The organism is Pseudooceanicola algae (genome assembly GCF_003590145.2).
GTDB lineage: Bacteria > Pseudomonadota > Alphaproteobacteria > Rhodobacterales > Rhodobacteraceae > Pseudooceanicola > Pseudooceanicola algae.
Genome location: NZ_CP060436.1, coordinates 1298465 through 1321676, shown reverse-complemented (window position 1 = coordinate 1321676; position 23212 = coordinate 1298465). Strand labels below are relative to the sequence as shown.

Annotated in this window: 22 protein-coding genes and 2 pseudogenes; 15 read left to right on the top strand and 9 right to left on the bottom strand. The window is 63.1% G+C overall.

From position 1 onward, the window contains the following. Nucleotides 1-109: 109 nt before the first annotated feature. The 3 genes from PSAL_RS06240 to PSAL_RS06230 form a co-directional block, all read right to left on the bottom strand. Nucleotides 110-1033, bottom strand: coding sequence for a manganese/iron ABC transporter ATP-binding protein (locus tag PSAL_RS06240; protein WP_119840643.1), 924 nt, complete (start codon nt 1031-1033; stop codon nt 110-112). Nucleotides 1034-1056: 23 nt separating this feature from the next. Further along, nucleotides 1057-1971, bottom strand: coding sequence for a metal ABC transporter substrate-binding protein (locus PSAL_RS06235; RefSeq protein ID WP_119840642.1), 915 nt, complete (start codon nt 1969-1971; stop codon nt 1057-1059). Between the two features lie 530 nt (nt 1972-2501). Further along, on the bottom strand, nt 2502-2954 hold the full coding sequence (locus tag PSAL_RS06230; RefSeq protein WP_119840641.1) for an NUDIX hydrolase: 453 nt from the start codon (nt 2952-2954) through the stop codon (nt 2502-2504). Nucleotides 2955-3135: 181 nt separating this feature from the next. Between PSAL_RS06230 and PSAL_RS06225 the strand changes: the two genes are divergently transcribed. Further along, entirely contained in the window at nt 3136-3966 is an 831-nt protein-coding gene (locus PSAL_RS06225) for an aldo/keto reductase (RefSeq protein WP_119840640.1), read from the top strand. A 20-nt stretch (nt 3967-3986) separates the two neighbouring features. Here the strand turns inward: PSAL_RS06225 and PSAL_RS06220 are convergent, their stop codons facing one another. Then, nucleotides 3987-5807, bottom strand: coding sequence for an SLC13 family permease (locus PSAL_RS06220; protein WP_119840639.1), 1821 nt, complete (start codon nt 5805-5807; stop codon nt 3987-3989). Between the two features lie 119 nt (nt 5808-5926). Between PSAL_RS06220 and PSAL_RS19235 the strand changes: the two are divergent. The 10 genes and pseudogenes from PSAL_RS19235 to dusA form a co-directional block, all read left to right on the top strand. Beyond that, a pseudogene (locus PSAL_RS19235) lies at nt 5927-6188 on the top strand (hypothetical protein); the annotation flags it as partial. Nucleotides 6189-6292: 104 nt separating this feature from the next. After that, nucleotides 6293-6373: pseudogene (locus PSAL_RS19415) on the top strand (IS6 family transposase); the annotation flags it as partial. Nucleotides 6374-6716: 343 nt separating this feature from the next. After that, entirely contained in the window at nt 6717-7802 is a 1086-nt protein-coding gene (locus PSAL_RS06215) for a BMP family ABC transporter substrate-binding protein (protein WP_119840733.1), read from the top strand. Between the two features lie 27 nt (nt 7803-7829). Continuing rightward, on the top strand, nt 7830-9320 hold the full coding sequence (locus PSAL_RS06210; protein WP_119840638.1) for an ABC transporter ATP-binding protein: 1491 nt from the start codon (nt 7830-7832) through the stop codon (nt 9318-9320). Nucleotides 9321-9330: 10 nt separating this feature from the next. Next, nucleotides 9331-10437, top strand: a complete 1107-nt coding sequence (locus PSAL_RS06205; protein WP_196222884.1) for an ABC transporter permease — start codon at nt 9331-9333, stop codon at nt 10435-10437. Then, nucleotides 10437-11324: an ABC transporter permease gene (locus tag PSAL_RS06200; protein ID WP_119840636.1), complete on the top strand. Its 888-nt coding sequence runs from the start codon at nt 10437-10439 to the stop codon at nt 11322-11324. The genes PSAL_RS06205 and PSAL_RS06200 overlap by 1 nt, the downstream gene beginning before the upstream one ends. Nucleotides 11325-11357: 33 nt before the next feature. Then, nucleotides 11358-12341, top strand: coding sequence for an isopenicillin N synthase family dioxygenase (locus tag PSAL_RS06195; RefSeq protein WP_119840635.1), 984 nt, complete (start codon nt 11358-11360; stop codon nt 12339-12341). A gap of 9 nt (nt 12342-12350) precedes the next feature. After that, nucleotides 12351-12740 (top strand): VOC family protein, encoded by a 390-nt coding sequence (locus PSAL_RS06190; RefSeq protein WP_147407670.1) that lies wholly within the window; start codon nt 12351-12353, stop codon nt 12738-12740. Nucleotides 12741-12790: 50 nt separating this feature from the next. Beyond that, a complete protein-coding gene (locus tag PSAL_RS06185; protein ID WP_119840633.1) occupies nt 12791-13477 on the top strand; it encodes a cysteine hydrolase family protein in 687 nt (228 codons plus the stop codon). Nucleotides 13478-14726: 1249 nt separating this feature from the next. Then, nucleotides 14727-15725 carry a tRNA dihydrouridine(20/20a) synthase DusA gene (gene dusA, locus PSAL_RS06180; protein WP_119840632.1) on the top strand — a complete coding sequence of 333 codons (999 nt, stop codon included), beginning with the start codon at nt 14727-14729 and terminating at the stop codon, nt 15723-15725. A 22-nt stretch (nt 15726-15747) separates the two neighbouring features. On the opposite strand, the gene PSAL_RS06175 is transcribed toward dusA, so the two are convergent. Beyond that, complete coding sequence (locus PSAL_RS06175) at nt 15748-16926, bottom strand: multidrug effflux MFS transporter (protein ID WP_119840631.1); 1179 nt, start codon at nt 16924-16926, stop codon at nt 15748-15750. A 217-nt stretch (nt 16927-17143) separates the two neighbouring features. On the opposite strand from PSAL_RS06175, the gene PSAL_RS06170 reads away from it, so the two are divergent. Next, nucleotides 17144-17968 carry a sulfite exporter TauE/SafE family protein gene (locus PSAL_RS06170; protein WP_119840630.1) on the top strand — a complete coding sequence of 275 codons (825 nt, stop codon included), beginning with the start codon at nt 17144-17146 and terminating at the stop codon, nt 17966-17968. 22 nt (nt 17969-17990) lie between these two features. On the opposite strand, the gene PSAL_RS06165 is transcribed toward PSAL_RS06170, so the two are convergent. Genes PSAL_RS06165 through ccmI form a run of 3 tightly spaced genes read right to left on the bottom strand, consistent with a single transcriptional unit; the run spans nt 17991 to nt 19980 of the window. Then, nucleotides 17991-18248, bottom strand: a complete 258-nt coding sequence (locus PSAL_RS06165) for a DUF1289 domain-containing protein (RefSeq protein WP_269212603.1) — start codon at nt 18246-18248, stop codon at nt 17991-17993. After that, nucleotides 18245-18724 carry a Holliday junction resolvase RuvX gene (ruvX, locus tag PSAL_RS06160; protein ID WP_119840629.1) on the bottom strand — a complete coding sequence of 160 codons (480 nt, stop codon included), beginning with the start codon at nt 18722-18724 and terminating at the stop codon, nt 18245-18247. The genes PSAL_RS06165 and ruvX overlap by 4 nt, the downstream gene beginning before the upstream one ends. Continuing rightward, nucleotides 18721-19980 (bottom strand): c-type cytochrome biogenesis protein CcmI, encoded by a 1260-nt coding sequence (ccmI, locus tag PSAL_RS06155; protein WP_119840628.1) that lies wholly within the window; start codon nt 19978-19980, stop codon nt 18721-18723. The genes ruvX and ccmI overlap by 4 nt, the downstream gene beginning before the upstream one ends. Before the next feature lie 458 nt (nt 19981-20438). Here ccmI and PSAL_RS06150 point away from each other — a divergent pair, with 458 nt between their 5' ends. After that, nucleotides 20439-21689 carry a sarcosine oxidase subunit beta family protein gene (locus tag PSAL_RS06150; RefSeq protein ID WP_119840627.1) on the top strand — a complete coding sequence of 417 codons (1251 nt, stop codon included), beginning with the start codon at nt 20439-20441 and terminating at the stop codon, nt 21687-21689. A gap of 171 nt (nt 21690-21860) precedes the next feature. On the opposite strand, the gene PSAL_RS06145 is transcribed toward PSAL_RS06150, so the two are convergent. Next, the gene (locus tag PSAL_RS06145) at nt 21861-22268 is read right to left on the bottom strand and encodes a hypothetical protein (RefSeq protein WP_147407669.1); all 408 of its coding nucleotides are present in this window, start codon (nt 22266-22268) and stop codon (nt 21861-21863) included. A 326-nt stretch (nt 22269-22594) separates the two neighbouring features. On the opposite strand from PSAL_RS06145, the gene PSAL_RS06140 reads away from it, so the two are divergent. Together PSAL_RS06140 and PSAL_RS06135 are read left to right on the top strand one after the other, a co-directional pair. Beyond that, nucleotides 22595-22762, top strand: a complete 168-nt coding sequence (locus tag PSAL_RS06140) for a hypothetical protein (RefSeq protein WP_196222883.1) — start codon at nt 22595-22597, stop codon at nt 22760-22762. Between the two features lie 110 nt (nt 22763-22872). Continuing rightward, complete coding sequence (locus tag PSAL_RS06135) at nt 22873-23202, top strand: sarcosine oxidase subunit delta (protein ID WP_119840625.1); 330 nt, start codon at nt 22873-22875, stop codon at nt 23200-23202. Nucleotides 23203-23212: the final 10 nt, after the last annotated feature.

Sequence of the window (23212 nt, the reverse complement as noted above, 5' to 3'; positions counted from 1 at the left end):
ACGGGGAAGGGGGCGCTGCCCCCGTCTCCTTTCCGGAGACTCCCCCGGGATATTTCGGACAGGGAAACGATTGTGCGAGGCGCAGCGCGAGGCCGGGTGAGGACGGGGGTCATTCTTCGGGCTCGGTTTCGCGGCGATGCAACTGGTCGCCGTAATGGACCAGCGGGCGTTCGTCATCCGTGAAGATGCGCACCTCGCGCGGGTCGTCGTCGTCGTGCAGGTAGGTGCCGCCGAGGGTGATGTGGCGCAGGACGCCGCCGAAGGTGCGTTCGAGATTGTCGTGGTTGAAGGTTTCCTCGGTCGGGCCGTAGGCCAGCACGGTGCCCTTGATCAGCACGGTGCGGTCGCAAAATTCGGGCACCGAACCGAGGTTGTGGGTGGAAACCAGCATCACGCGACCTTCGTCGCGCAGGGCGCGCAGCAGGGTGATGATCTGTTCTTCGGTCTTCACGTCGACACCGGTGAAGGGTTCGTCGAGCAGGATGACCTGACCTTCCTGCGCCAGGGCGCGGGCCAGGAAGACGCGTTTCTTCTGGCCCCCGGAGAGCTCTCCGATCTGTCGGTGGCGGTAGTCTGTCATGCTGACCCTTGCGAGGGCCTCTTCGACGGCGGCGTGATCGGCTTTCGAGGCGCGGCGCAAGAAGCCCATGTGGCCGTAGCGTCCCATCATTACCACGTCTTCGACCAATACGGGAAAGGCCCAGTCGACTTCTTCGGACTGGGGGACATAGGCGACCAGGTTCTGTTTTAACGCCTCGCGCACTGTCCGGCCAAGCAGGCGGATGTCGCCGGTTGCCACGGGAACGAAGCCCATGATCGCCTTGAACAGGGTGGATTTCCCGGCGCCATTCACGCCGACGAGTGCGGTGATCGTGCCACGGGGGATCTGGAAGCTGGCATCGCGCAGGGCGGTGTGACCATTTCGGTAGGTGACAGAGACATGATCGGCGCGGATGCCGCTGTCGAGGGCATCAGGCGCGGGCAAGCCCCCGTTGGGGGGCGTGCTGGTCCGGGGGGCTGGGCTGGATGACATGATTTATCCTGGCTGCTGTTGGCCTATTGCATACCGGCTTCGAGACCATCCGCAATGGTCTGCGAGGTCACCCGCAGCAGATCTAGGTAGCTGGGCACCGGGCCATCCGGTTCCGACAGGCTGTCGACATAGAGAACGCCGCCATAATGGGCGCCGGTTTCACGTGCGACCTGCTGGGCGGGCTTGGTGTTGACGGTGCTTTCGCAGAAGACCACCGGGATATCATGTTCACGCACCCCATCGATCACCTGACGCACCTGCTGCGGCGTCCCGGTCTGGTCGGCATTGATCGGCCAGAGGAAAAGCTCCTGCATGCCGAAATCGCGGGCGAGGTAGGAGAACGCCCCTTCACAGGTCACCAGCCAACGCTGACCTTCGGGGATTTCGGCGACACGGGCCTTGAGCGGCTCGATGGTCTGGCGGATTTCGGCTTTGTATTCATCGGCATTGACCGCATAGAGATCGGCATGCTCCGGGTCAGCTTCGGACAGGGCGGCGGCGATATTGTCGATGTAGATCTGTGCGTTTTCGAGGCCCATCCAGGCATGGGGGTTCGGCTTGCCCTCATAGGCGCCGAGGGCGATCGGCATCGGGTCGATCCCATCCGAGATGGTTGCCGAGGGCATATCGCCGAGGTTGCGGATGAACTGGTCGAACCAAAGTTCCAGGTTCAGCCCGTTGTAAAGCAGCAGATCGGCATCATGGGCCCCGACGATATCGCCAGGCGTGGGTTCATAGCCGTGGATTTCGGCGCCGGGCTTGGTGATCGACACGACCTCGGCCGCATCGCCTGCCACATGGCTCGCCATATCGGCGATGACGGTGAAGGTGGTCACGACCTTCAGGCGATCCTCGGCCGAGGCGGGGCCGGCAAACAGCCCGGCCGTGACCAGGGCCGGCAGGGCAAGGCTGAGGTACTTCTGGGTAACAGGTTTCATAATCACTCCTTCAAATGCGGTTTCGGCGCGGGTCCAGTCCGTCAACATTTAATAGTTTTTTAATGCACCTGAGAAGCATTCGCAACAAAGAATGTGCAAGATCCAGTGCAATTGCGATTTCACCGCGAGCGCCTTGCGCAATTTAAGCATTGCGCCGCGTGAAGGAGGAAGTCGGGAGGGGGGCACCGAGTGCACAACAAGCTACGTGGCTTTCCCGCAGGGGATGGCGGCGTGGCAAATTCTGGCTTGGGGGCTGCGCGTGTCTGGGGACCTGGCGAGAGCTGGGTTCCTGGATCCGTGGGCTGCCTGGCGATGTGCCTCGGCTGGCGTAATCTTGGCGATTGCTTGCTGGCGGAAGGCTGGCTTTCGTTATGGGAATTTAGAACGATTCGAAGCCGGTACGCAATAAAATTTAATAAAAACAAATAGTTGACTATTTTTGTCAATTTGGCGGAGCAAGTAATTTGGTCGGGTTTACCCGAAAAGGCGAAAGTGCGGTGTTTCCGTGGCTGGGATGGGTCCCTGTGAGATCAGCCTTTCTCGATCAACCGGGCGCAGGCGGTTTCCGAAAGGGCCAGAACCCCGGCGCTGGCGGGCAGGGTGCCTTCACGAAGCTGTGACAGGGGGACCCAGGCGGCCTGAAGCGCATCATCGGCGGCCTCCGGGGTGCCGGATTGCCAGTGGCAGAGCACCGCGATCAGTACGAAATGACACCGCAGCGCCCCGGCTTCGTCCCGGTCCAGGGCGTCGAGGGCGTCGAGCACCGGTCCGGCGCTGGCAGAGACGCCGGTTTCCTCGCACAGTTCGCGCAGGGCCGCCGTGGCAAGGGGCTCTCCGGGATCAAGATGGCCACCGGGAAAGCCCCACAGCCCGGCATCGGGGGGATTGGCGCGCCGGACCAGCAGGATCTCGGGCAGGTCATCGGGGCCCAACCGGGGCACCACGGCAAGCACGGCGGGGACGGGCAGGATCTTGGGCAGCATGGCGCGGGCCTTTCCGGGCGTTCGGGGGCATCGTTGCATGCTAGCAGTCCTGCGCCGGGGCGAAAGGGACGGTGACCTGAGGCCAAGGCGTTTTCTTCCGGTCCTGGTCCCCCTACATAGGGGCGGGGCCAGGACCGGCCTCGACCCTTTTCGAAACACCGATCAGAGACTGGACAAGCCCATGACCGATCTATCCCCGCTGAAATTTCACGACGGACATGCCATCCCGCGTCTCGGGCTGGGCGTCTGGCAGGTGCCGGAACCCGAGGTGACCGAGATCGTCAAGACCGCGATAGGCCTTGGCTATCGCCTGATCGACGGCGCCAAGGTCTATGGCAACGAAGAGGGCATGGGCAAGGGCATTGCCCAGTCGGGTGTCGCGCGCGAGGACCTGTTCATCACCTCAAAGGTCTGGAATGCGGACCAGGGCTATGACGCGGCCCGCCGCGCCATCGATGGCAGCCTGAAGCGCATCGGCGTCGATCAGCTTGATCTTTGCCTGATCCACTGGCCGCGCCCCAAGCACGACCTTTACGTCGAGACCTGGAAGGCGCTTCTGGCGGCAAAGGCCGATGGCCAGATCCTTTCGGCCGGTGTGTCGAACTTCAAGGGGCCGCATATCGACCGGCTGGTTGCCGAAACCGGCGAGGCGCCGGTGCTGAACCAGATCGAATTGCATCCGCTGTTCCAGCAGGACGAAATGCGCGCCGAAAACGACCGGCATGGCATCGTCACGCAAAGCTGGTCGCCGCTTGGGCGCAGCATGACATTCGAGGCGCCGCAGATCGTCGCGATCGCGGAGCGGACCGGCAAGACCCCGGCGCAGGTCATCCTGCGCTGGCATCTTCAGATCGGCGTTTCGGTGATCCCGCGGTCGTCCAATGCCGGGCGCTTGGCGCAGAACTTCGACCTGTTCGATTTCGAACTGAGCGCGGCGGACATGGCGTCGCTGGCCGAACTTGAGACCGGAAGCCGGATCGCGCCGGATCCGGATGACTACGAAGATTCCTGATCGGCCCTCGGCCCATTGGGTCAGAACGGCCAGAACAGCGGGATCGCCGCCACGGTGACGATCCCGCAGACCAGGTTCATCGGCAGGCCAAGACGCAGGAAGTCGGTGAACCTGTAGCCCCCGGCGTTATAGACCAGTGTATTGGTCTGATAGCCGATGGGGGTGGCAAAGCTGGCCGAGGCCGCGAACATCACCGCCACGATGAAGGGCCGGGGATCGACGCCGAGGCCGACCGCCAGGCCGGCCGCGACAGGGGTCATCAGCACGGCCACCGCGTTGTTGGTGATCATCTCGGTCACGATGGAGGTCACTGCATAGGTCAGCGCCAGCGCCAGCCAGGGCGAGCTGTCCTGCAGCAGCGGGGCCAGCGCCTTGACCGCGATTGCGACCGCGCCGGAGCCGTCCAGTGCCTTGCCCAGCACCAGCATCGACATGATCAGCAGCAACAGCCGGCCGTCCACGGCGCCAAGCCCTTCTTCGACGCTGATACAGCCGGTGGCCAGCATAAGCGCCGCTCCGATGAAGGACAGCGGCAGGATCGGCGCGATGTTGAACGCCGCAAGCAGGACGGTGCCCAGAAGGATCGCCCCTGCCACCGGGGCCTTGCCCCGGCGAAAGGCACGGGACGGGCTGGGGGACAGCAGGATCAGGTCCTGATCCTTTGCCAGCCGCGCGATGTCTTCGGCGGTGCCGTCTATCAGCAGGGTGTCGCCGGCCGCCAAGGGCGTGGTTTCCAGCCGCGCGCGGATGTCGGCGCCGCGCCGGTGCAGGGCCAGCGGATAAACTCCGAAGCGGCGACGCCAGCGCAGCGCGCCCAGGCTCTGACCTTCGGCGCGGGACCTCGGCGCCACCAGAAGCTCGGCCATGCTGGCGCGACGCAGGCGGGCCGGGGCGGCTTCGGCGGGGGGCAGTGCACCGGCCGGGGCCAGATGCGCGCCGCGTGCGGCGCCATCGCGCAGCCCGGCGATTTCACTGTCGCGGGTGCGCAGGATCAGGATATCACCCGCCTCGATCCGTGCCTCTGTCAGCACGCGCCGCAGGGATGCATCGCCGCGGATCACGTCGACCACCCTACCGCCACCATGGCGCAGCGCGGGGATCTGCGTCGGGTTGGCCCCGATCAGGGCAGAGCCTTCGGGGATAAAGAGGTCGGTCAGCCAGGACCGGCTTTCGCGCGCGCCCAGATGCGCCGCCACGGTGGGCCGATCGGGCAGCAGGCGGGGTGCAAGGATGGCCAGGAATGTTCCGCCGACCGCCGCCAGGATAAGGCCCATCGGCGCGATCTCGAACAGGCCGAAGGGGGCAAAGCCGAGGTCGCGCGCCACCCCGTCGATCAGCAGGTTGGTCGAGGTCCCGATCAGCGTCACCGTGCCGCCCAGGATCACCATGAAGGACAACGGCATAAGCAGGCGCGACGGCGCGGACTTCATCTGCTGGGCCAGCCCGATGGTGACCGGGATCAGTACCATCGCAACCGGCGTGTTGTTCAGAACGGCCGACGCTCCGGCAGCCACCAGCAACAACGCCAGCACCGCCAGTGGCGCATTGCGCCGAGACAGGCGCGTCAGCAGCACGATCAGCCCTTCCAACGCGCCGGTCCGCACCAATCCCGCAGAGATCAGGAACATCGCGCCGATGGTCGCCAGCGCCGGATTTGCCAGCGCCGACAGCAGGTCGTCGTCATCCGCAAGGCCAAGGAACAACGCGGCAGCCGCGCCGCAAAGCGCCACCACATCTGCCGGAAAGCGTTCCGTCATGAAGGTCGCGAAGACCACCAGGATCACGGCGGTGGCCAGGATCGGGGCAACAAGGGGCGAGGCAGAGCCGAGATCGAAAAGCATGGTGGCGATCCAAATGAGAGGGAGGCGGATGCGGCCCCGCCAGGGCAGCGCTCGGCTCCTTCCAAGGCTGTCTTTGCGCGGCTTTTCGAGTCGTGGCAAGAGGTCGGTTCACAGGCCCCGGCTTGGCGGTGGAGCACGGCGAAGAGAAGCCCGTGATGATCGACGCGACATATCTCAAGGACGGCCGCGCGGCGTTCAGCATGGCCGCCAAAATGGGGGCATTGTCGCCTGATCCACTGCCCGAGAGGGGGCATTGCGTAGCAAGGTTCCGAGAGGGCGCGCACCAAGGGCGTCATGAACACCAAGCTGCAGGCTCTCTGCGACACTCAGGGGCGGCCGGTCGACCCGTGCATCACCGACCGACAGGTCAGCCATCACATCGTTGAACCCTGTTCCAGATAGCCGAACATATCGCGCAGGGATTGTCCGAGCGAATTGGGTTGAGGCGGCAGGACGGCTGCGTAGCCTTCGTTGGGGAAAAATACCTGTTCAGGTATTTTCACAGCAGTCCCGAAATCATCCGTCGGGCGGTCATGCTGTACGTTGGCTTCCCACTGGCGCTTCGATGAAGGCTTCTTTTCAGACGGGACGAAGGTGACATTTGAACTCCATCCGCCTCTCCGACACTAAGGGTGACCCCTTCAACCTTTGTCCAGGCACGTTTCATTTTGTGCAGAAAAATCTGTCAGGTCTGACCATCCGGCCTCTTTTTGAGCAAACGGTCAAATTTATTGAGTGGCTGTTTTCTGGCATATCGCAATTGCCTTGACCGAATTCCGGCCCGGTTCATAGATTTTTTGGACGCGGGACGTTCTGTCTGGACTGCTCGTCACATGACCCACTTCGATGTCCTTGATCGGCCGGTATGGGCCGCGCCCGTCGGGCTATGAAAAAAGCAGAGATATACATATGAACTTCTTACGCACAGTTACCCGTGCCGCTGCCGCCGGTGTTCTTGTCGCCGCGCAGATGGCCGGTGCCGCGCAGGCTGAGTTGGCTGCCGTTGGCGACCCCAAACCTGCAATTATCCTGTTTGGACCGACCAATGACGGCGGTTGGTCACAGTCGATTGACGAGTCCCGTGTCAAAATTGAAAGCGATTTGGGTCTTCGGATTCCGCAAGTTGCCGAAATTCCCGAAAGCGCTACCGCGATCCGTCCCGCGGCGGAACTGTTCATTGAACGCGGCGCGAACATCATCATCGGGTCGGCCTTTGGTTACTCCGACACGTTCAAAGAGCTGTCGGAAGAATATCCCGACATCGTCTTTATCAACCCGGCCGGGACGACCAATGGCCCGAACCTCAAAAGCGTATATGGGCGCACCTACGAAACACAGTATCTGTGTGGCATGGTGGCGGGCGGCCTGACCAAATCCAACAAGATCGGTTTTGTGGCAGCCAACCCCTTTGGTCTCGTGAACTGGACTGTGAACGCCTATCTCCTGGGCGCGCGCCAGGTGAACCCGGATGCAGAGCTGAACGTCGTGTTCACGGGCGCCTGGGGTGATCCGGTGAAAGAACGGGCTGCGACGGAAGCATTGATCGAGCAGGGCGTGGATGTCGTTGGTCAGCACGTTGACACGCCGACACCGCAAATCGTTGCCGCCGAAAAGGGCATCTATGCCACCGGCCACCACCGTGATTTGTCCGAATTCAGCGCCGCAACCCAGTGTTCGTCGATCTGGACATGGGACGAATTCCTCGAGCCGGAAATTGAGCGCATCTCCGCAGGTGCGTTTGAGGCCGCGCCTTACGGTGCCTTCCTGTCCATCTCCGAAGGCGCGATTGATATCGCGTGCTGCGGCGACGCTGTGTCGGAAGAGCTTGAAGCAAAAGTGATGGCCGAACGCGACGCGATCATCGCGGGCAAACAGATCTTTGCCGGGCCGCTAATGGACCGTGATGGCACCGAACGTGTCGCGGCGGGTGCTGTGCTCGATGACGGCGCTCTCTGGGGCATGGATTGGTTCGTCGAAGGTGTTTCGGGCCAGTAACCGGCTCTCATCGGTAAGGATCTACACATGCAAGACGCTCTGCGCCTGTGCTCTGTGTCTAAAAGCTTCGGGGGCTTCAGGGCCCTTGATAGCGTGGACTTCTCGGTGCAACCCGGCGAAGTCCACGCGCTTTTGGGGGAAAACGGGGCAGGGAAGTCCACTCTGATGAATATAGCCTGCGGGCTCTACGCGCCTGATGAGGGGCATGTGGAGGTGGACGGCAAGGTCGTGACGATTGCTGGCGCGCGGGATGCGGCTGCGATGGGGATCGGCATGGTGCATCAACACTTCAAACTGGTGCCTGCCTTTAGCGTTCTCGAGAACATTCTGCTCTTTAATCCGGGTCGTCCCGCCGCCGAAGTCGCCCGACAGGCGGGGGAGATCGCTGCAAAAATGGGGTTCGATATCGATCTGAGCGCCCGAGCCGGATTGCTTGGTATCTCCGAACAGCAACGCGTTGAAATTCTGAAGGTATTGGTCGCGGGCGCCCGCGTCATCATCCTTGACGAACCCACAGCGGTTCTGAGCGAAGACGATGGTCGCGCGCTCATGTCGTTGGTGCGCGGGCTGGCAGAGGGGGGCAGTGCAGTAATCCTTGTCACCCACAAGCTGCATGAGGCGCTGGAGCACTCCGACCGGATTACGGTGATGCGGCAGGGATCGAAGATTGCAGAAACGCGGCCCGCTGAAATGGACCGGATGCGGCTTACCACCCTCATCGTGGGGGAAAGCATCGTTGAAACCCCCAAGCCGTCCAAGCATGTGGGCGGAACGCGTATCCGAATGAACAAGCTCAGATTTGCAGGCGAAGGCGGGCGCAAGGGTCTGGTCGATGTGAGCTTTGAGGTCAAAGATGGCGAGATCTACGGGATCGCCGGTGTGTCAGGCAATGGTCAGAACGAACTGGCTGAGTTGCTGATGGGACTGAGCATCCCCAGCGAGGGATCGATCGAGATCGCGGGTTTCGGCGATGTCACCCGCGCTGGTCCCGCGCATCGGCGACGACACGGGATGGCGAGCATTCCGGTGGATCGGTATCGTCATGGACTGGCGGGCGGGATTGCAATTTCGGATAATTACGCAATCAACGGGGTGCTTGCCGGGAAATATGGCGGCTGGGGCTGGTTTGCACGCAAAAAAGCGCGGGCGGCAGCGGCAGCAGCGGTTGAAACCTTCGATGTGCAGGGTGCTCGGGGCACTGGGCAGAAGGCAGCGCTCTTGTCCGGTGGAAACGCCCAAAAGCTCGTTATTGCCCGGGAATTCGAAGGCGAACCGCGTGTCATCCTGGCCCACAGCCCGTCGCGCGGCCTGGATGTGCGGGCAGGGGCGGCCGTGCATGATCACCTGCGCCGCGCACGGGATCGTGGGGCCGCGGTTATCCTGATCAGCGAAGACCTGGATGAGGTGTTGCTTCTGTCCGACCGGATCGGCGTGCTGACGGGCGGGCGGCTTTCGGCCGAGTTCCACGCCCCTACGAACCGCAGTGATGTGGGGGGGGCGATGGTGTCTCATGACTAATTCGGAAACCTTGGACAAGACGGCGATGCCCGTGACGCCGACCGCCAAACCCCGTTTGCGACTGGTGCCTTTGTTGGAGCCGCGCCAGAGGGTGTCGGATCGCTTCAACGTTCTGGTCTACATGGCGAGCCTGGCCGTTGCGACGGCCCTGTCCGTTGGCTTGCTCTGGTTGGCGGGCGTGGCACCCAGCGACCTTGGCCGCGAAATTGCCACCACCGCGTTTTCCAGCCCCCGTGCGCTTGGATCAGTACTGGCACAGACCACGCCACTGATCGTGGCAGGCTTGGCGACGGCCATCGCGTTTCGGTCGAGCTTTTGGAACATCGGGCTGGAGGGGCAGATGATCCTTGGCGCGATCTTTGCAACGGCGGTTGCGGTCTGGGATATCGGACCCGAGAGTCTGCGGTTGCTGTCAATGGCGCTGGCGGCCTGTCTGGGCGGGATCATCTGGATCGCCGGGCCGGCGTATTTGAAGCTGCGGTTGCAGGTAAATGAGGTCATTACGACGCTGCTTCTGAATTACGTAGCGTTCAACCTGTTGCTTCATCTGCTTTACGGCCCGTGGAAAGACCCGGTAAGTTCGTTCCCGCATTCCGCACAGTTTGAGCCGTTTGAGCGTTTGCCGCAGCTTGGCTGGCAGAATCTCAACTGGGGGCTGCCGTTGGCGATCATCCTGGCGGTCGTCTTATGGTGGGTGTTTTCGAAATCCCGTGTCGGCTACTTGATCGACATTCTGCGGTCCAACACGACGATGGCGACTGCTGTAGGAGTGCCCGTGCTTGGGCTTTCGGTTGCCTCGATCCTGGCCTCCGGTGCTGTCGGCGGCCTGACGGGTTTTGTGATCTCAGCCGGGGTCGAGGGCCGCATGACGCAGGACTTTTTCAGCGGCTATCTGTTTTCCGGCGTCCTCATCGCGTTCCTTGGGCGCAACCAGCCGTTCGGTGTGGTGATCGTGGCCTTCTTGATGGCGCTCCTGATCCTTGTTGGCCAAAGTCTTCAGGTGTTCTTTGGCGTGCCTTCCGCGCTGGTCCAACTGGTGCAGGGCATCTTCATCATCTGCGTCGCCGCGTCTGAGTTTTTCCTGACGTACAACATGCATTGGCGGAGTGCGGTGTGATGGATTTCCTGCTGAACTGGCTCGTCAATATTCCGGGATTTGCGACCCCCTTTGCTCTGGCCGCTATGGGGTTGATCATCAGCGAGCGGGCAGGGGTCCTGAACCTCGCCGCCGAAGGGTTCATGCTCGCGGGTGCGCTTGCGGGGGTTGGGTTGATGATCGTGGGCTATTCCCCGTTTGTTGCGCTGGCGGGATCGGTTTTGGCCGGGGTCGCGATGAGCTTCATTTTCGCGATTATGGCGGCGAGCCTGCGGATCAACCATGTAATCGCGGGGCTGGCGCTTGTGTTCTTCGCAGAGGCCTTGACGAGCTATATTGCTTCTGCCGAAGGCTGGACAAACCAAGCGATCAAGGGTTTGCAGCCAATCCTGCTTGGCCAGGACATCATCGTCTATGCGACACCGGTGCTTTGCGCGCTGGTGGTCTGGATGCTCAACCGCACGCGCTTTGGTCTGAGCTTGCGCGCTGTCGGCGAAAACCCGGCGGCGGCGGATGCAGCGGGGATCGACGTGACCGCGATGCGGTTCATGGCCATCTTGCTGGGGGGGGCGCTGATCGGACTGGCGGGCGGGTATCTGACCGTGGTCGTGTCGCGGATTTGGGTGGACGGGGTGATTGGCGGGCGCGGTTGGATCGCGATTGCGCTGGTCATCTTTGCGCGCTGGCATCCGTGGCGGGTCTTGGTCGGCGCGGTGCTCTTTGGCTGTATCGAAGCGCTGATCCCGCGCGTTGCTGCGCTCGGCGTCGATATCCCCAAGTACTTCCTGCAGATGACGCCCTACCTGGCAACGCTTGTGGTCATGGTTTGGGCAGCGGCACGCGGCACGGACCGTTGGTCGCAACCGGCGGCCCTTGGCCAGCATCACATCCGAGAAGAGCGTACCTAGTGCGCAAGAACACCTGACTGGGAAGGAGACCCAATGATTATCTATGAACCCCCACACGCCGCCACGGAAATTCCGGTTATCGACCTCGCCGACAGCTATTCGGACGACATCGAGAAGCGCAGGAAAGTGGCGTGGGAAATCCACAAGGCCTGCGTCGATACTGGATTTTTCTACGTGAAGAACCACTCGATCCCGCAAGAGGTGATGGACAACCAACTGGAGCTTGCCGCGCGGTTCTTTGACCTTCCGATGGACGAGAAGACCAAGCTCGACAGCGTGAATCAGGACTCGACCCGTGGCTATGAGGCGATGGCGGCGCAAACGCTGGACGAAGGGTCGCCACCCGATCTGAAAGAGGGGTACATGTCGAGTGTGGAGGCCGGGCCGGATCACCGTTACACCAAGATGAACGTCCCGGGCACCGGACCGAACCAATGGCCCGAAACCTTCCCCGACTTCCGCCCGCAATATGAGGCCTATGTGGAAAAGACGCTGGATCTGGGTCGCCATTTGGCCCGACTTGTGGCGTTGTCGCTTGATCTGCCTGAGGACTACTTTGATGCGTCGTTGGAAGAGCCGCTGCATTACTGCCGTATCCTGAAATACCCCCCGATGCCGAAAGACGCCGCTGAGAACCAGTTGGGCGCGGGCGCGCATACGGATTGGGGTCTGCTCACCCTCTTGCTGCAAGACGACGTGGGCGGGCTGGAAGTGCGCAACGCGGACGGTGCGTGGATTTCTGCTCCGCCAATCCCCGGTGCCTACATCGTCAACCTCGGGGAAATGCTGCCGGTCATCACCAATGACCGCTACAAGGCGACCTATCACCGCGTGCTCAACAACACGACCGACAAGGTGCGCTATTCCTGCCCGACGTTCTGTGACCCGGAATATTTCTACAAGGTAGAGGTCGCTCCGACGATCCTGGAGCATGACGGCCACGCCGTTCACCCGCCGATGACCGCTGGTGAACACCTGCGGGCGCAGTTTGAAAAAACCTTCGGCACAGCAGCATAGGGCGAGACTATGAACTTATTGATGCAGGTCAGCCTCTTTTCGGAGGACTTTGTCACCCTGTCCGAATTCTACCGGGATTGCTTTGATCTGACCGAAAACGAAAGTCTGAGGTCAGATGTGTTCCGGGGCTATATGGCGGGCGATGTCATGGTCGGGTTTAGCGCGCTGGCCGCGTATGACATGCTGGGCCTCACCCCGCGCAAGGCCGGCGAAGGGGATCAGACTGCATTCACGTTCAAATGCGAAAGCAAACTATCGCTGGACGAGATTGTAGAGAAGGCCAAGGGCCTGGGCGCCACGATGGTTCAGGAGCAGTTCATGACCTATTATCATTGGTACATGGCGGTTCTGCGCGACCCTGATGGCAACGCCATTCGGTTGGCCTGCACCAATCCGTAAGCAACAGTGGGGCGGGGTCTTCCCGCCCCACACCTATCAGGGGGCGCGATGTGAAGGCGATTGTCTATGGGGTTGAACGGGACCTGCCCGATGAAACCTTCGGCGAATGGGTGGCGCGCACGGATACCGCCGTCGTCTCGATTGACATGCATGAGGGTCATTTGTCGACTGACCCGATGTGCCCCTGTCCCGCCCCGCGTGGGCGCGAGATTATCGCGCCTGTGAATGATTTCCATCGCGCAGCCCGTGCGTTGTCCGTGCCGATCATCCACGTGCGCTCCGTGCTGCGCAGAACTGGCGAGGATGACATCAAAGGGCTACACCCCGCCGCGTGGCGCACAGTGTTCCCGCTGACTGTCGGCGATATTCCCGGCATGGATGAACATGCGATCCAAGGCACAAGATGGACAGAGTTTGCGACAGAGGTTCTGGACAGTGACCTGATTGTCGAAACCAAACGCCGCCTGTCGCCGTTCTACCCCACCGACCTTGATTTCCTGCTGCGTTCGATGGGGATCAAGCGGGTCGTGTTCAACGGTGGCATGGCCGATTGCTGTGTGTTGAACGCGACGTTTGATGCGTCCAACCTTGGATATCGGGTCTGTGTCGCCGCAGACCTTGTCCGCGGCAGTTTTCCCGAAATGGAAGAAGCTGCGCTCAAGATGGTGTCGCTACATACGGGTGTCGTAATGAATGCGGCAGACATTCTGGCGGTTTGGTCGGCCTGCGATCAATAGGCACAGGGGTCTTTCCGGAAGGATCCGAGTTGAGGCGCGCAGGGTGGTTCCCTGGCCTTCGGTCATGATGAAATCTGGCCCGCTCACATGTTTCCACTTCAGGCGCATCAGGGGCTCGACGAACCCGGTCGTATGGCGCATCGCCTTGCCGAACTGAGCCTTCATCCGCTCTAGGGGCATTCCTTCGCAATATCCTGCGGCTCAGTGGTCGGGCATCTCTGGATGGCGGTGTCGCTGTAGGTCTGCGGCCGACCGCCTGGGGACCTCCCTGCAAACGCAACGGACGGCCGGGCCAACGGATCAAGAGCGCTAGGGGATTATCTTGCCCTCACACTTCCCCGGATGCTTGTCCCGCGCCCTGACCATGGCCCAAGCGTCAAAACCCGTGGCATCAAACAGTGGAATGCACTGGTCATTTCCGGTCTTGTTTTGGGATCCTTGCGATCCCGGATCAGGAGCATCCGGCGTTCGACGTCCAAATCGCGCTATTCAAGGCGGCAGATCTCATCAAGGCGCGTGGCCGTGACTACCGCGAACTTCACGCTTCGTGTCATCGGTCGGGACAGGCCTTCCTTGTCATCCATGTCCCGGAACAGGCAGTTTACGTCTTCCCTTGCCGGCCGTCTGTCGCGTTCCGGACCTTTGCCAATCCCTCCAACCGCTTCAAGTCGATGCGCGCGAGGTCATCCCGCTTCGAGGTAAAATCGCGCCCCTTCACGGCTTCATCCTGCGTGCTGATCAACTTGATGCCACCCAATCGTCAGTCAAGCGTCGCGGGACCGGCCCTCATATTTGCACGCTTGCGGCCATAGGCGTTCAGCATCGCACGATCTATATGGCCTGGCCGGGAATTGCCGCGATCGTTATTCTAGGTGGCGAGGCTTGCGGCCCTGCTTCTGCGAGGTGGTTTCCCAATCGCGCTCATGTCGTCTATATGCAGGTCAACGAGATCGCCAAACGCTGCAAGGCGCGCGGCGGACGGCTTGTTTGGCGACGGGCCCTGTGCAACGCGCGTCTCTGCCTGACGGGCCCGTTCGGCGGCGTCGCTCGAGCAGTGAAAGGTCTCGTTGGCATAGCCGCCCGTCGGCCTGATCCGGACCCGGTACCCATCGGAGGGGCGCTTGCCTATAGTGGCTATATCGTGTGGGCCGAGTGTGCAGTAGGTCGTCGTAAAGGGGCAAGCCGGGGGACATTGGGACGTATCCTTGCGTAGCAACATTTCCCCGCAACAGGTTGAATGTAAAGAGAAATGAAGATTAGTCAACACGCTAGGCTTTCCGTCGCCCCGATGATGGACTGGACCGACCGCCATTGCCGATACCTGCATCGGCTGCTCAGCCGCGAGGCCCTGCTTTATACCGAGATGGTAACGTCTCCGGCGTTGGTGCGGGGCGGGGCGCTGCATCTGCTGGCCTTCAATGCGGACGAACATCCATTGGCGTTGCAATTGGGCGGATCGGATCCGGTGGAACTCGCCGCGGCCGCCGAACTGGGGCGGGATGCGGGCTATGACGAGATCAACCTCAATTGCGGCTGCCCGTCTGACCGGGTGCAATCAGGGACCTTCGGCGCGGTCCTGATGAAGGACGCGGCCCTGGTGGCGGATTGCGTCACGGCGATGCGGGATGCGGTCGATGTCGACGTGACGGTGAAGTGCCGCATCGGGGTCGATGATCAGGATCCCGAAACCGTGCTGCCCGATTTCCTGGCGCGGATCGCGGATGCGGGCTGCGAACGTGTGACTATCCATGCGCGCAAGGCCTGGCTGAAAGGGCTCAGCCCGAAGGAAAACCGCGATGTGCCGCCGCTGGATTACGATCTGGTGCTGCGGATGCGCGACCGGTTTCCCGCGCTGCATCTTTCGGTCAACGGCGGGATCACCTCGCTCGACCAGGCCGAGGCCTTTCTGGCGGCGGGGCTGGACGGGGTGATGATCGGGCGCTCGGCCTATCATGATCCCGCGACGATCCTTTGCGGTGCGGATCAGAGGATCTACGGAACGCAGGCCGCCTGCCTTGACGCCGAACAGGCCGTTCTGGCGATGCTGCCCTATATCGAGGACCATCTTGCCCAGGGCGGCAAGCTGGCGCAGGTGACGCGGCACATGCTGGGGCTGTTCCAGGGGCGGCCCGGCGCGCGGGCCTGGCGCCGCATCTTGTCCGAAGGCGCGCATCGCAAGGACGCCGGTCCCGCCCTGGTGCTGGAGGCGCTTGCCGCCGTTACCGAAGGGGCCCGCAACGTCGGGTGATGCGTCCCGTGCCCCTCGGGCTTCAGGCCAGCTCGGCCCGGCGGCGCAGGACAAGGGTCGTCAGCAGCAAGGCCATCACCCCGCAGATCGCGATTGCCCCGGCCATCGGCAGGGCGGTGCCGTCAAAGAAGGGGCCGGTTGCGGCGATCATCATGCCGCCGACCACCATCTGCAATGTCCCGCCGATGGACGACGCCAGCCCGGCGATCTCTCCGTGATCATCAAGGGCCAGAACCATGGTCGTCGGGATGATCAGCCCGAGGAAGCTGTTGGCGATGACAAGGCAGGCTCCGACCGTCCAGACATTCGCCGCACCGGCCAGCGCGATGAGCAACAGCAGCAGGGTGAAGACGCAGAAACCCGTCGCCGCCAGCCGCACCATCCGCGACATGCCGATCCGCAGCGCCAGTCCGGCGGCCACCTGGCTGGCCCCGAAAAAGCCCACGGCATTGCAGGCAAAGGCGATGGAAAACTGCGTCTCGCTCAGGCCGAAGCTTTGCATGTAGACGAAAGAGGCCGAGGCGATGAAGACAAAGAAGCTGGCCATGCCGAAGCCGCCCACCAGCGTCAGCCCGAGGAACACCGGATCGGTGAACAGGATCCGCGCGCCGCGCCGCATCTCGGCCAGCGAGACGGGCCGCCGCGCCGCTGTCCCGAGGGTTTCGGGCAGCGCGAACAGCGTCAGAAGGATGCCCAGCAGACTGAGCCCGGCGAGGCTGACAAAGATTGCCCGCCAGCTGCCGAACGCCAGCACCAGCGTGCCGAACAGCGGTGCCAGCATGGGCGAGATCGAGATCACCAGCATCACCATCGCCATCAGCCGCGTCGCCTCGGTCCCGGTATAGCGATCGCGGATCACGGCGCGGGGAATGACCATCAGGCTGGCTCCGCCCAGACCTTGCAGCACCCGCCAGGCGACAAGCGCGGGCAGGCTGTGGGCAAAGACCGACCCGATGGCGCCCAGGCAAAACACCGACAGGCCGATCAGCAGCGGCAGGCGGCGCCCGGTCGCATCGGCGAGCGGGCCGTAGAACAACTGGGCCAGACCAAAGGGGATGAAATAGCCGATCAGGGTCGCCTGCACTGCCGCTTCGCTGGCGCCGAAATCGGCCGCCAGCTGGGGCAGGGCGGGCAGGTACATGTCGATGGCAAGCGGGCTGGTCAGGGACAGCACGCCCAGGACGAGGGCAAAACGAAGCATGGGGTAACCGCGCGGGACTGGAATGGGGGGATCTCAGAAAGCCCCGATGCTAGCCGTGCTTCACGTCAAGGCCAAGTCCGACCCGCGACGCAATTTCCCTTCGCAATCACACAACCGCCGATCCTTGGGCTGCTGCGGTGCAGAACCCGCGGCGACACCTTGCGCGCCGGCCGGAAACTTGATTTTGCTCGGCGCCAGAATATGAACGGGGAAGACCATGGAAAATATCGGCTTGTTGATGTCCTTGCTGGGCGTCTTGATCGTGATCGGCGCGGTCGCGGGCGTTTTGGCGGGATTGCTGGGTGTCGGCGGGGGGATCGTCTTGGTGCCGGCGTTCTTCTACACCTTCCAGTCGCTTGGATATGACAGCCCGGCCCTGATGCAGCTTTGCCTCGGGACCTCGCTGGCGACGATTGTCGTCACCTCGATGCGCTCCATCGCAAGTCACAACCGCAAGGGAGCGGTCGACTGGACGATCCTGCGGACCTGGGCGCCGGGGATCATCATCGGGGCCCTGCTGGGGGTGCTGGTCGCCTCGCAACTGCGGTCGGCCGAATTGCAGGTGATGTTCGGCTGTATCGGGCTGCTGATCAGTCTCTACATGGCCTTCGGGAAATCGGAATGGCAGATCTCGGACCAGATGCCGGGGATCGTGACACGTTCGGTCCTGTCGCCGATCGTGGGCTTCCTTTCGGCGATGATGGGCATCGGCGGCGGGTCCTTCGGCGTGCCGATCATGACGCTGTACGGGCGGCCCATTCACCGGGCGGTGGCCACCGCGGCGGGATTTGGCCTGACGATCGCGGTGCCTTCGGTGATCGGTTTCCTGCTGGTGAAGGTGCCCGAAGGGGCCTTTCCGCCGGGGTCTGTCGGGGCGGTCAACCTGCCGGCCTTTCTGGTCGTGATCTGCATGACGACCCTGACCGCGCCGCTTGGTGCAAAGCTGGCCCATGCCACCGACCCCAAGCCGCTGAAGAGGTTCTTTGCGGGCTTCCTGTTCCTGGTGGCGCTGAACATGCTGCGCAAGGCCTGGTTCGGTTGAAAACCCGTGCGGCAGGGGCGGTCTAGCTGCCGCTGCCGTCGCGTTCGCGCTGTAGCCGGCCGGCGCGACCACCCCGGCGGCTGGTCTTCAGCGGGCCGCGTTCGGGCAGTTCTGCCATGATGGCGCGGCGTTCGTCCTGCGACAGGGTGGACCACTGCGCGATCTCGTCGCGCGAGCGCAGGCAGCCGGTGCAAAGACCCGCCTGCGGGTGCATCACGCAGATATTCACGCAAGGCGAAGCGATCTCTTCGCGATGCCAGATCTCCTTGCCAGTGGTCACGAGGCCCCCCGTTTCAGATGTCCCAGCCGGTCCAGCACCCCTTGCAGGATGTAGGAGGCCGCCACGTGGTCGATGACCTCGGCCCGGCGCTTGCGCGAGGCATCGGCTTCCAGCAGCGCACGTTCTGCGGCGACGGTGGACAGGCGTTCGTCCCAATAGGTAATCGGCAGGTCGGTCAGGGGCAGCAGGTTTCGGGCAAAGGCGCGGGTCTTCTGACAGCGCGGGCCTTCGGAGCCGTCCATGTTGCGCGGCAGGCCCAGCACGATCCCGGCGATGTTGCGCTTGGACAGGATCGCCATCAGCGCGGCGGCATCGACGCCGAATTTCTTGCGCCGGATGGTTTCCAGCGGTGTGGCGACACCCAGCAGGGTATCGCTGACCGCGACGCCGATGGTGCGCTCGCCCAGATCCAGCCCGGCGATGGCGCGGAACGGCGGCAGGGCGGTGGCGAAATCTGCAACGTCTTCGTGGATCATTGGTCAAGCCCTGCTTGCTGGCCGGCGCGGGCAATCACCGCCAGGTCACCGGGATTGCCTGCAAAGGTCTGCTCTGCTTCCTGGTAAATCGCGCGGGCGCGGTCGGTTTCACCCAGCACGCCGAGTGCGGCAATCAGCCGGGCCCATTCCGAGGCCACGCCGCCGTCACTGGCCAGACGGCTGGCCAGCCCGTCGACCATTCCGCGGATCATGTCCTGCTGGTCCTGCGCACTCATGTCCTGCGCCGCGGCGATATCACCCGCCGAGGGGCCGGGCAGGGACGGGTCTGTCAGGGCCGAGGCCGGCGGCGCGGGCATTTCAAAGCGGCTTTCCCCGGCCATCCGCGCCACCTGCGGCAGCTGCGCGCGCAGTGGCGCCATCCAGGGCGCATCGGTGGGGCTGGTCCGCAGCAGCCGGTTCCACAGGTTGAAGGCAATGTCGGGCCGGTCGGTCTGGGCCATCAGCAGGCCGGAATAATAGGTCGCCGCCCCATTGCCGGGATCCAGCCGCAGCGCGGCCTGAAGCGCCTCTGCCGCCTCGGCCGAAATCGTGCCACCGGCCGACAGGATCAGCATGTCGGCGTGATCGGCATGGTCCTGCGCGGTGGCGCGCGTGCCGGCGACCGCAAGCAGGCGGCGCTGTGCGTCGTAGGCTGCCTGGAAGTTGCCAAGGGCCGCTTCGTTGCGGGCCAGCAGACGCAGGCCCTGTTCATCGTCGGGGCGTTCGGCCAGGGCACTGCGCAACCGCGTCATCAGGGTCTCGAAGTCTTCCGAGACCTCGACGGCCGGCGCATAGGTCATGGCGCCGCCGATGGCGGCTTCGGCCTCTGCCTGGCTGGGGCGCGAGTCGAGCAGCCCCTTGGCGGTGGCGATGCGCTGCGCGCGCGGCAGGTCCGGCTGTCCTGGCACGCCGAGCCAGGCATAAAGCCCCACCGCCAATGCCAGAACGGCACCGGATCCGGCAAGGGCTGCCCATCGGCCGGGGCCCCTTGCGGTGGCGATGGTTGCAGGCGTGCGGTCTGCGCTGTCTGCCGTCAGGATCCGCCGCGAGATTTCGGTGCGCAGCCGTCCTGCTTCGCTTTCGGGCAGCACGCCACGGGCCAGATCGCGGTCGACCTCGGCCAATTGGTCGCGGTAGATCTGAAGGTCGAAACTGGCCGGAGAGTCCGGGCCCGGCGCCGTCCGCGTCATCATCGTGCGCGCCAGTACAGCGGCCACGCCAAGCGCTAGGGCAGAGCAGGTGATCCAGAAAAACATGCGGGCGGCCTCGGGGCTTGGAACAGAACGGGTTAGCGGGATCGTGGTGTGCGGCGGGTCGGAGACGGGCTGGGTCGGAGACGGGCTGGATCGGAAACTGGCTGGATCGGAAACTGGCCGGATCGGAAACTGGCTGGGTCGGCAATTGGCGGGGTCGCATTCCGGCCATGGCACTGCGCCGGGCCGGTGATGAGACGGGCTGCCTACTGACTTAATACCTGCGGGGCGCGGGAAAAAGGGGCGATTTTTGTGCAACGGCGGGCCATAATGTCGCCGGAGCCGGATCTTTTCCGACATTTTCCGCACGTCAACGTCGCCCCGCAGGGACCATTTTGACACATGTCGCAAGCGCACCGAATTGTGACGGTTTGCGGCGTGGGCGCGGGCCGCAAAGGTCTAGGTTCGCGACGAAACATGGCAGGGCCGTGCCCTGTCCAAATGCCTATCGCGAGGTATCGATGAAACGCTATTCCGCCTTTGCCATTGCCCGGGAAGCCGCCCGCCATCACACGGGCTGGGAACGCGCCTGGCGCTCTCCGCAGCCCAAGCCGCGCTATGACGTTATCATCGTGGGCGCCGGCGGGCATGGGTTGGCGACGGCTTATTACCTCGGCAAGAACCATGGCATCACCAATGTTGCGGTGATCGAAAAGGGCTGGCTTGGCGGCGGCAACACGGGCCGCAACACCACGATCATCCGGTCCAACTACCTGCAGGACGATTCGGCGGCGATCTTTGAAAAGGCCCGCAGCCTGTATGAAACGCTCAGCCAGGATCTGAACTACAACGTCATGTTCAGTCCACGTGGCGTGCTGATGCTGGCCCAGACCGAACATGAAAAGCGCGGATGGCTGCGGACCGCCCATGCCAATGCCCATCAGGGCGTCACGACCGAATTCATCGGGCCGGAAAAGGTCAAGGAAATCCTGCCGATCATCAACATCGACGGACCGCGTTATCCGGTGCTCGGTGCGCTCTGGCAGGCGCGGGGCGGCACGGCGCGCCACGATGCGGTGGCCTGGGGCTATGCGCGCGCCTGTTCGGACATGGGCATGGACATCATCCAGCAATGCGAGGTGACGGGCATCGATCGCGACGCCACGGGGTCTGTCAGCGGCGTACAGACTACGAAGGGCGCCATCGGCTGCGCCAGCCTCGGGATCGTGGTCGCCGGGCATTCCGGCGTTCTGGCTGAAATGGCGGGTTTCCGTCTGCCGATCGAAAGCGTCGCGCTTCAGGCGCTGGTCAGCGAGCCGATCAAGCCCTGCATGGATGTGGTCGTCATGGCCAACACCGTGCACGGCTACATGTCGCAATCCGACAAGGGCGAAATGGTCATCGGCGGGGGGGCGGACGGCTACAACAATTACACGCAGCGCGGGTCCTTCCACCATGTCGAGGAAACCGTGCGGGCGCTGGTCGAGACCTTCCCGATGATCTCGCGGCTCAAGATGTTGCGGCAATGGGGTGGGATCGTCGACATGACCGGCGACCGCTCCCCGATCATCTCGTCCACGCCTCTGGGCAATTGCTATATCAACTGCGGCTGGGGCACTGGCGGCTTCAAGGCAATCCCGGGGTCGGGCTGGGCCATGGCGGACATGATGGCCAAGGGCACACCGGGGCCGCTTGCCAGGGGCTTTGGCCTTGATCGGTTCCGTGAGGGTCGCTTTATCGACGAAAGCGTCGCCGCCGGCGTCGCGCATTGAGGCCCGGCAATGGCGTTTGAAGGCCCCCTTGCAACGACGATACGCCGCGCCTCGCTGCGCCGCGATGGGTATTCGCCGCGCGGCGCGGCGAGGCCCGGCAAAGGTGATGCACGCGCCGGCTGCCGCCCGGCCCCTGTAGCGGGGCCCGGCGTGAAATCGGTCCCGCCCCTTCTATTCCGCTGCGAGCGGGGCGATGAAGGCCGAACCGGGCGCAAGCTGCGCGTCGTCAATGTCGCGCATCGCGGCGCGCAAGGCGTTGATCGGCGCGTGATGGATGCTGCCCAACCGGTCCACCAGCAGATGCGGATCGGCGCCGGGCAGGGGATCCGCAATGGCGACAAAGCTCAGCCCTTCGCGGATGGCGGCGGCGAATTCGGGTTGCTGAACCAGATGCCGGGACAGATCCGTCGGGACATAACCGAAGGCGAGGGCCTTCGGGCTGTTTCCCGGCTGTCCGCCCATCAGAACGTAAAGCCCGGATGTGTCAGGAAGTTCGTCGAGGCTGTCGAGGACCCGGAAGGGGACGGTTTTCAGCCGCGAACCCTTCAGGTCGAGCGAGAAGTCGATCGTGTCAGTCATGCTGCCCACCTTCTTTCGCAATTGGCCGGCCATAGGGCCGTGCGTCCAAGAGTACTACAGAATCTTGTGGAGGTGTTAACGCCACCACGCAATAGAGGCTATTTGAGGGCCAACCGGTCCTTCTATGCTATGAAACGCGGCAAGATCGCCGTGGGTTCCCGGCATTTGTATAAAAGTGCCCAACAGGCCGAGGCCCTGACAGAGGCGCCGTTGCTTGTATCGGTCACCGGGTTTACGGCCAGTGTCGTCCCGATGGTTGGGCTCGGGAACCGGGCTGATCCACGGCGCGTTCTCTCCCCGACACATGATTGTGAAAGGGAAATAACATGGCTGATCACTCTGGAAACTCCGGCTCGGGCACCGTCGGGATTGCCTTCATCCTCGGCGTTGTCGTCGTCGTTCTGGCGGGCGTCGTCTGGTACGTCTATTCCGGTGGTGAGCTTCCGGGTGAATCCGAACCGGAGATCCAGATCGACCTTCCCGGCGATTCCTGACCGTTTCACGCCCCCTGCAACCCTGCCTTTCGGCCGGACGCCTTGTGCGTCCGGCCTTTTTGCGTCCCAAGTATCGACTGTCCAATTGTCCCCTGCCCAGGAGCCCGCCCATGCTGCTGCTTGAATGCCCCTATTGCGGCGTCACTGCCGAAGAGACCGAATTTCATGGCGGCGGAGAGGCGCATCTGAAGCGTTTCGGCCCCGGATCCTCGGATGATGACTTCGAGACCTACCTGTTTCACCGCGAAAATCCGCGCGGGGTGCATTTCGAACGCTGGCGCCATGTGACGGGCTGCGGCAAGTGGTTCCATGCCGCCCGCGATACCGCCACGCTGGAAGTCTTCGGCACCTATTCGGCGCAGACCACGACCCCGCCCGAAGACCTTGTGGAACTGATCCGCAAGAAACGCCCCGGTTTCAAATGGCGCGACATCGCATGATCGCGCCCGC

What these genes read in the sequence shown, in the direction of transcription:
- PSAL_RS06240 (WP_119840643.1), bottom strand. Translation starts at nt 1,033, where the DNA reads ATGTCATCCAGCCCAGCCCCCCGGACCAGCACGCCCCCCAACGGGGGC.
- PSAL_RS06235 (WP_119840642.1), bottom strand. Translation starts at nt 1,971, where the DNA reads ATGAAACCTGTTACCCAGAAGTACCTCAGCCTTGCCCTGCCGGCCCTG.
- PSAL_RS06230 (WP_119840641.1), bottom strand. Translation starts at nt 2,954, where the DNA reads ATGCTGCCCAAGATCCTGCCCGTCCCCGCCGTGCTTGCCGTGGTGCCC.
- PSAL_RS06225 (WP_119840640.1), top strand. Translation starts at nt 3,136, where the DNA reads ATGACCGATCTATCCCCGCTGAAATTTCACGACGGACATGCCATCCCG.
- PSAL_RS06220 (WP_119840639.1), bottom strand. Translation starts at nt 5,807, where the DNA reads ATGCTTTTCGATCTCGGCTCTGCCTCGCCCCTTGTTGCCCCGATCCTG.
- PSAL_RS06215 (WP_119840733.1), top strand. Translation starts at nt 6,717, where the DNA reads ATGAACTTCTTACGCACAGTTACCCGTGCCGCTGCCGCCGGTGTTCTT.
- PSAL_RS06210 (WP_119840638.1), top strand. Translation starts at nt 7,830, where the DNA reads ATGCAAGACGCTCTGCGCCTGTGCTCTGTGTCTAAAAGCTTCGGGGGC.
- PSAL_RS06200 (WP_119840636.1), top strand. Translation starts at nt 10,437, where the DNA reads ATGGATTTCCTGCTGAACTGGCTCGTCAATATTCCGGGATTTGCGACC.
- PSAL_RS06195 (WP_119840635.1), top strand. Translation starts at nt 11,358, where the DNA reads ATGATTATCTATGAACCCCCACACGCCGCCACGGAAATTCCGGTTATC.
- PSAL_RS06190 (WP_147407670.1), top strand. Translation starts at nt 12,351, where the DNA reads ATGAACTTATTGATGCAGGTCAGCCTCTTTTCGGAGGACTTTGTCACC.
- dusA (WP_119840632.1), top strand. Translation starts at nt 14,727, where the DNA reads ATGAAGATTAGTCAACACGCTAGGCTTTCCGTCGCCCCGATGATGGAC.
- PSAL_RS06175 (WP_119840631.1), bottom strand. Translation starts at nt 16,926, where the DNA reads ATGCTTCGTTTTGCCCTCGTCCTGGGCGTGCTGTCCCTGACCAGCCCG.
- PSAL_RS06170 (WP_119840630.1), top strand. Translation starts at nt 17,144, where the DNA reads ATGGAAAATATCGGCTTGTTGATGTCCTTGCTGGGCGTCTTGATCGTG.
- ruvX (WP_119840629.1), bottom strand. Translation starts at nt 18,724, where the DNA reads ATGATCCACGAAGACGTTGCAGATTTCGCCACCGCCCTGCCGCCGTTC.
- ccmI (WP_119840628.1), bottom strand. Translation starts at nt 19,980, where the DNA reads ATGTTTTTCTGGATCACCTGCTCTGCCCTAGCGCTTGGCGTGGCCGCT.
- PSAL_RS06150 (WP_119840627.1), top strand. Translation starts at nt 20,439, where the DNA reads ATGAAACGCTATTCCGCCTTTGCCATTGCCCGGGAAGCCGCCCGCCAT.
- PSAL_RS06145 (WP_147407669.1), bottom strand. Translation starts at nt 22,268, where the DNA reads ATGACTGACACGATCGACTTCTCGCTCGACCTGAAGGGTTCGCGGCTG.
- PSAL_RS06140 (WP_196222883.1), top strand. Translation starts at nt 22,595, where the DNA reads ATGGCTGATCACTCTGGAAACTCCGGCTCGGGCACCGTCGGGATTGCC.
- PSAL_RS06135 (WP_119840625.1), top strand. Translation starts at nt 22,873, where the DNA reads ATGCTGCTGCTTGAATGCCCCTATTGCGGCGTCACTGCCGAAGAGACC.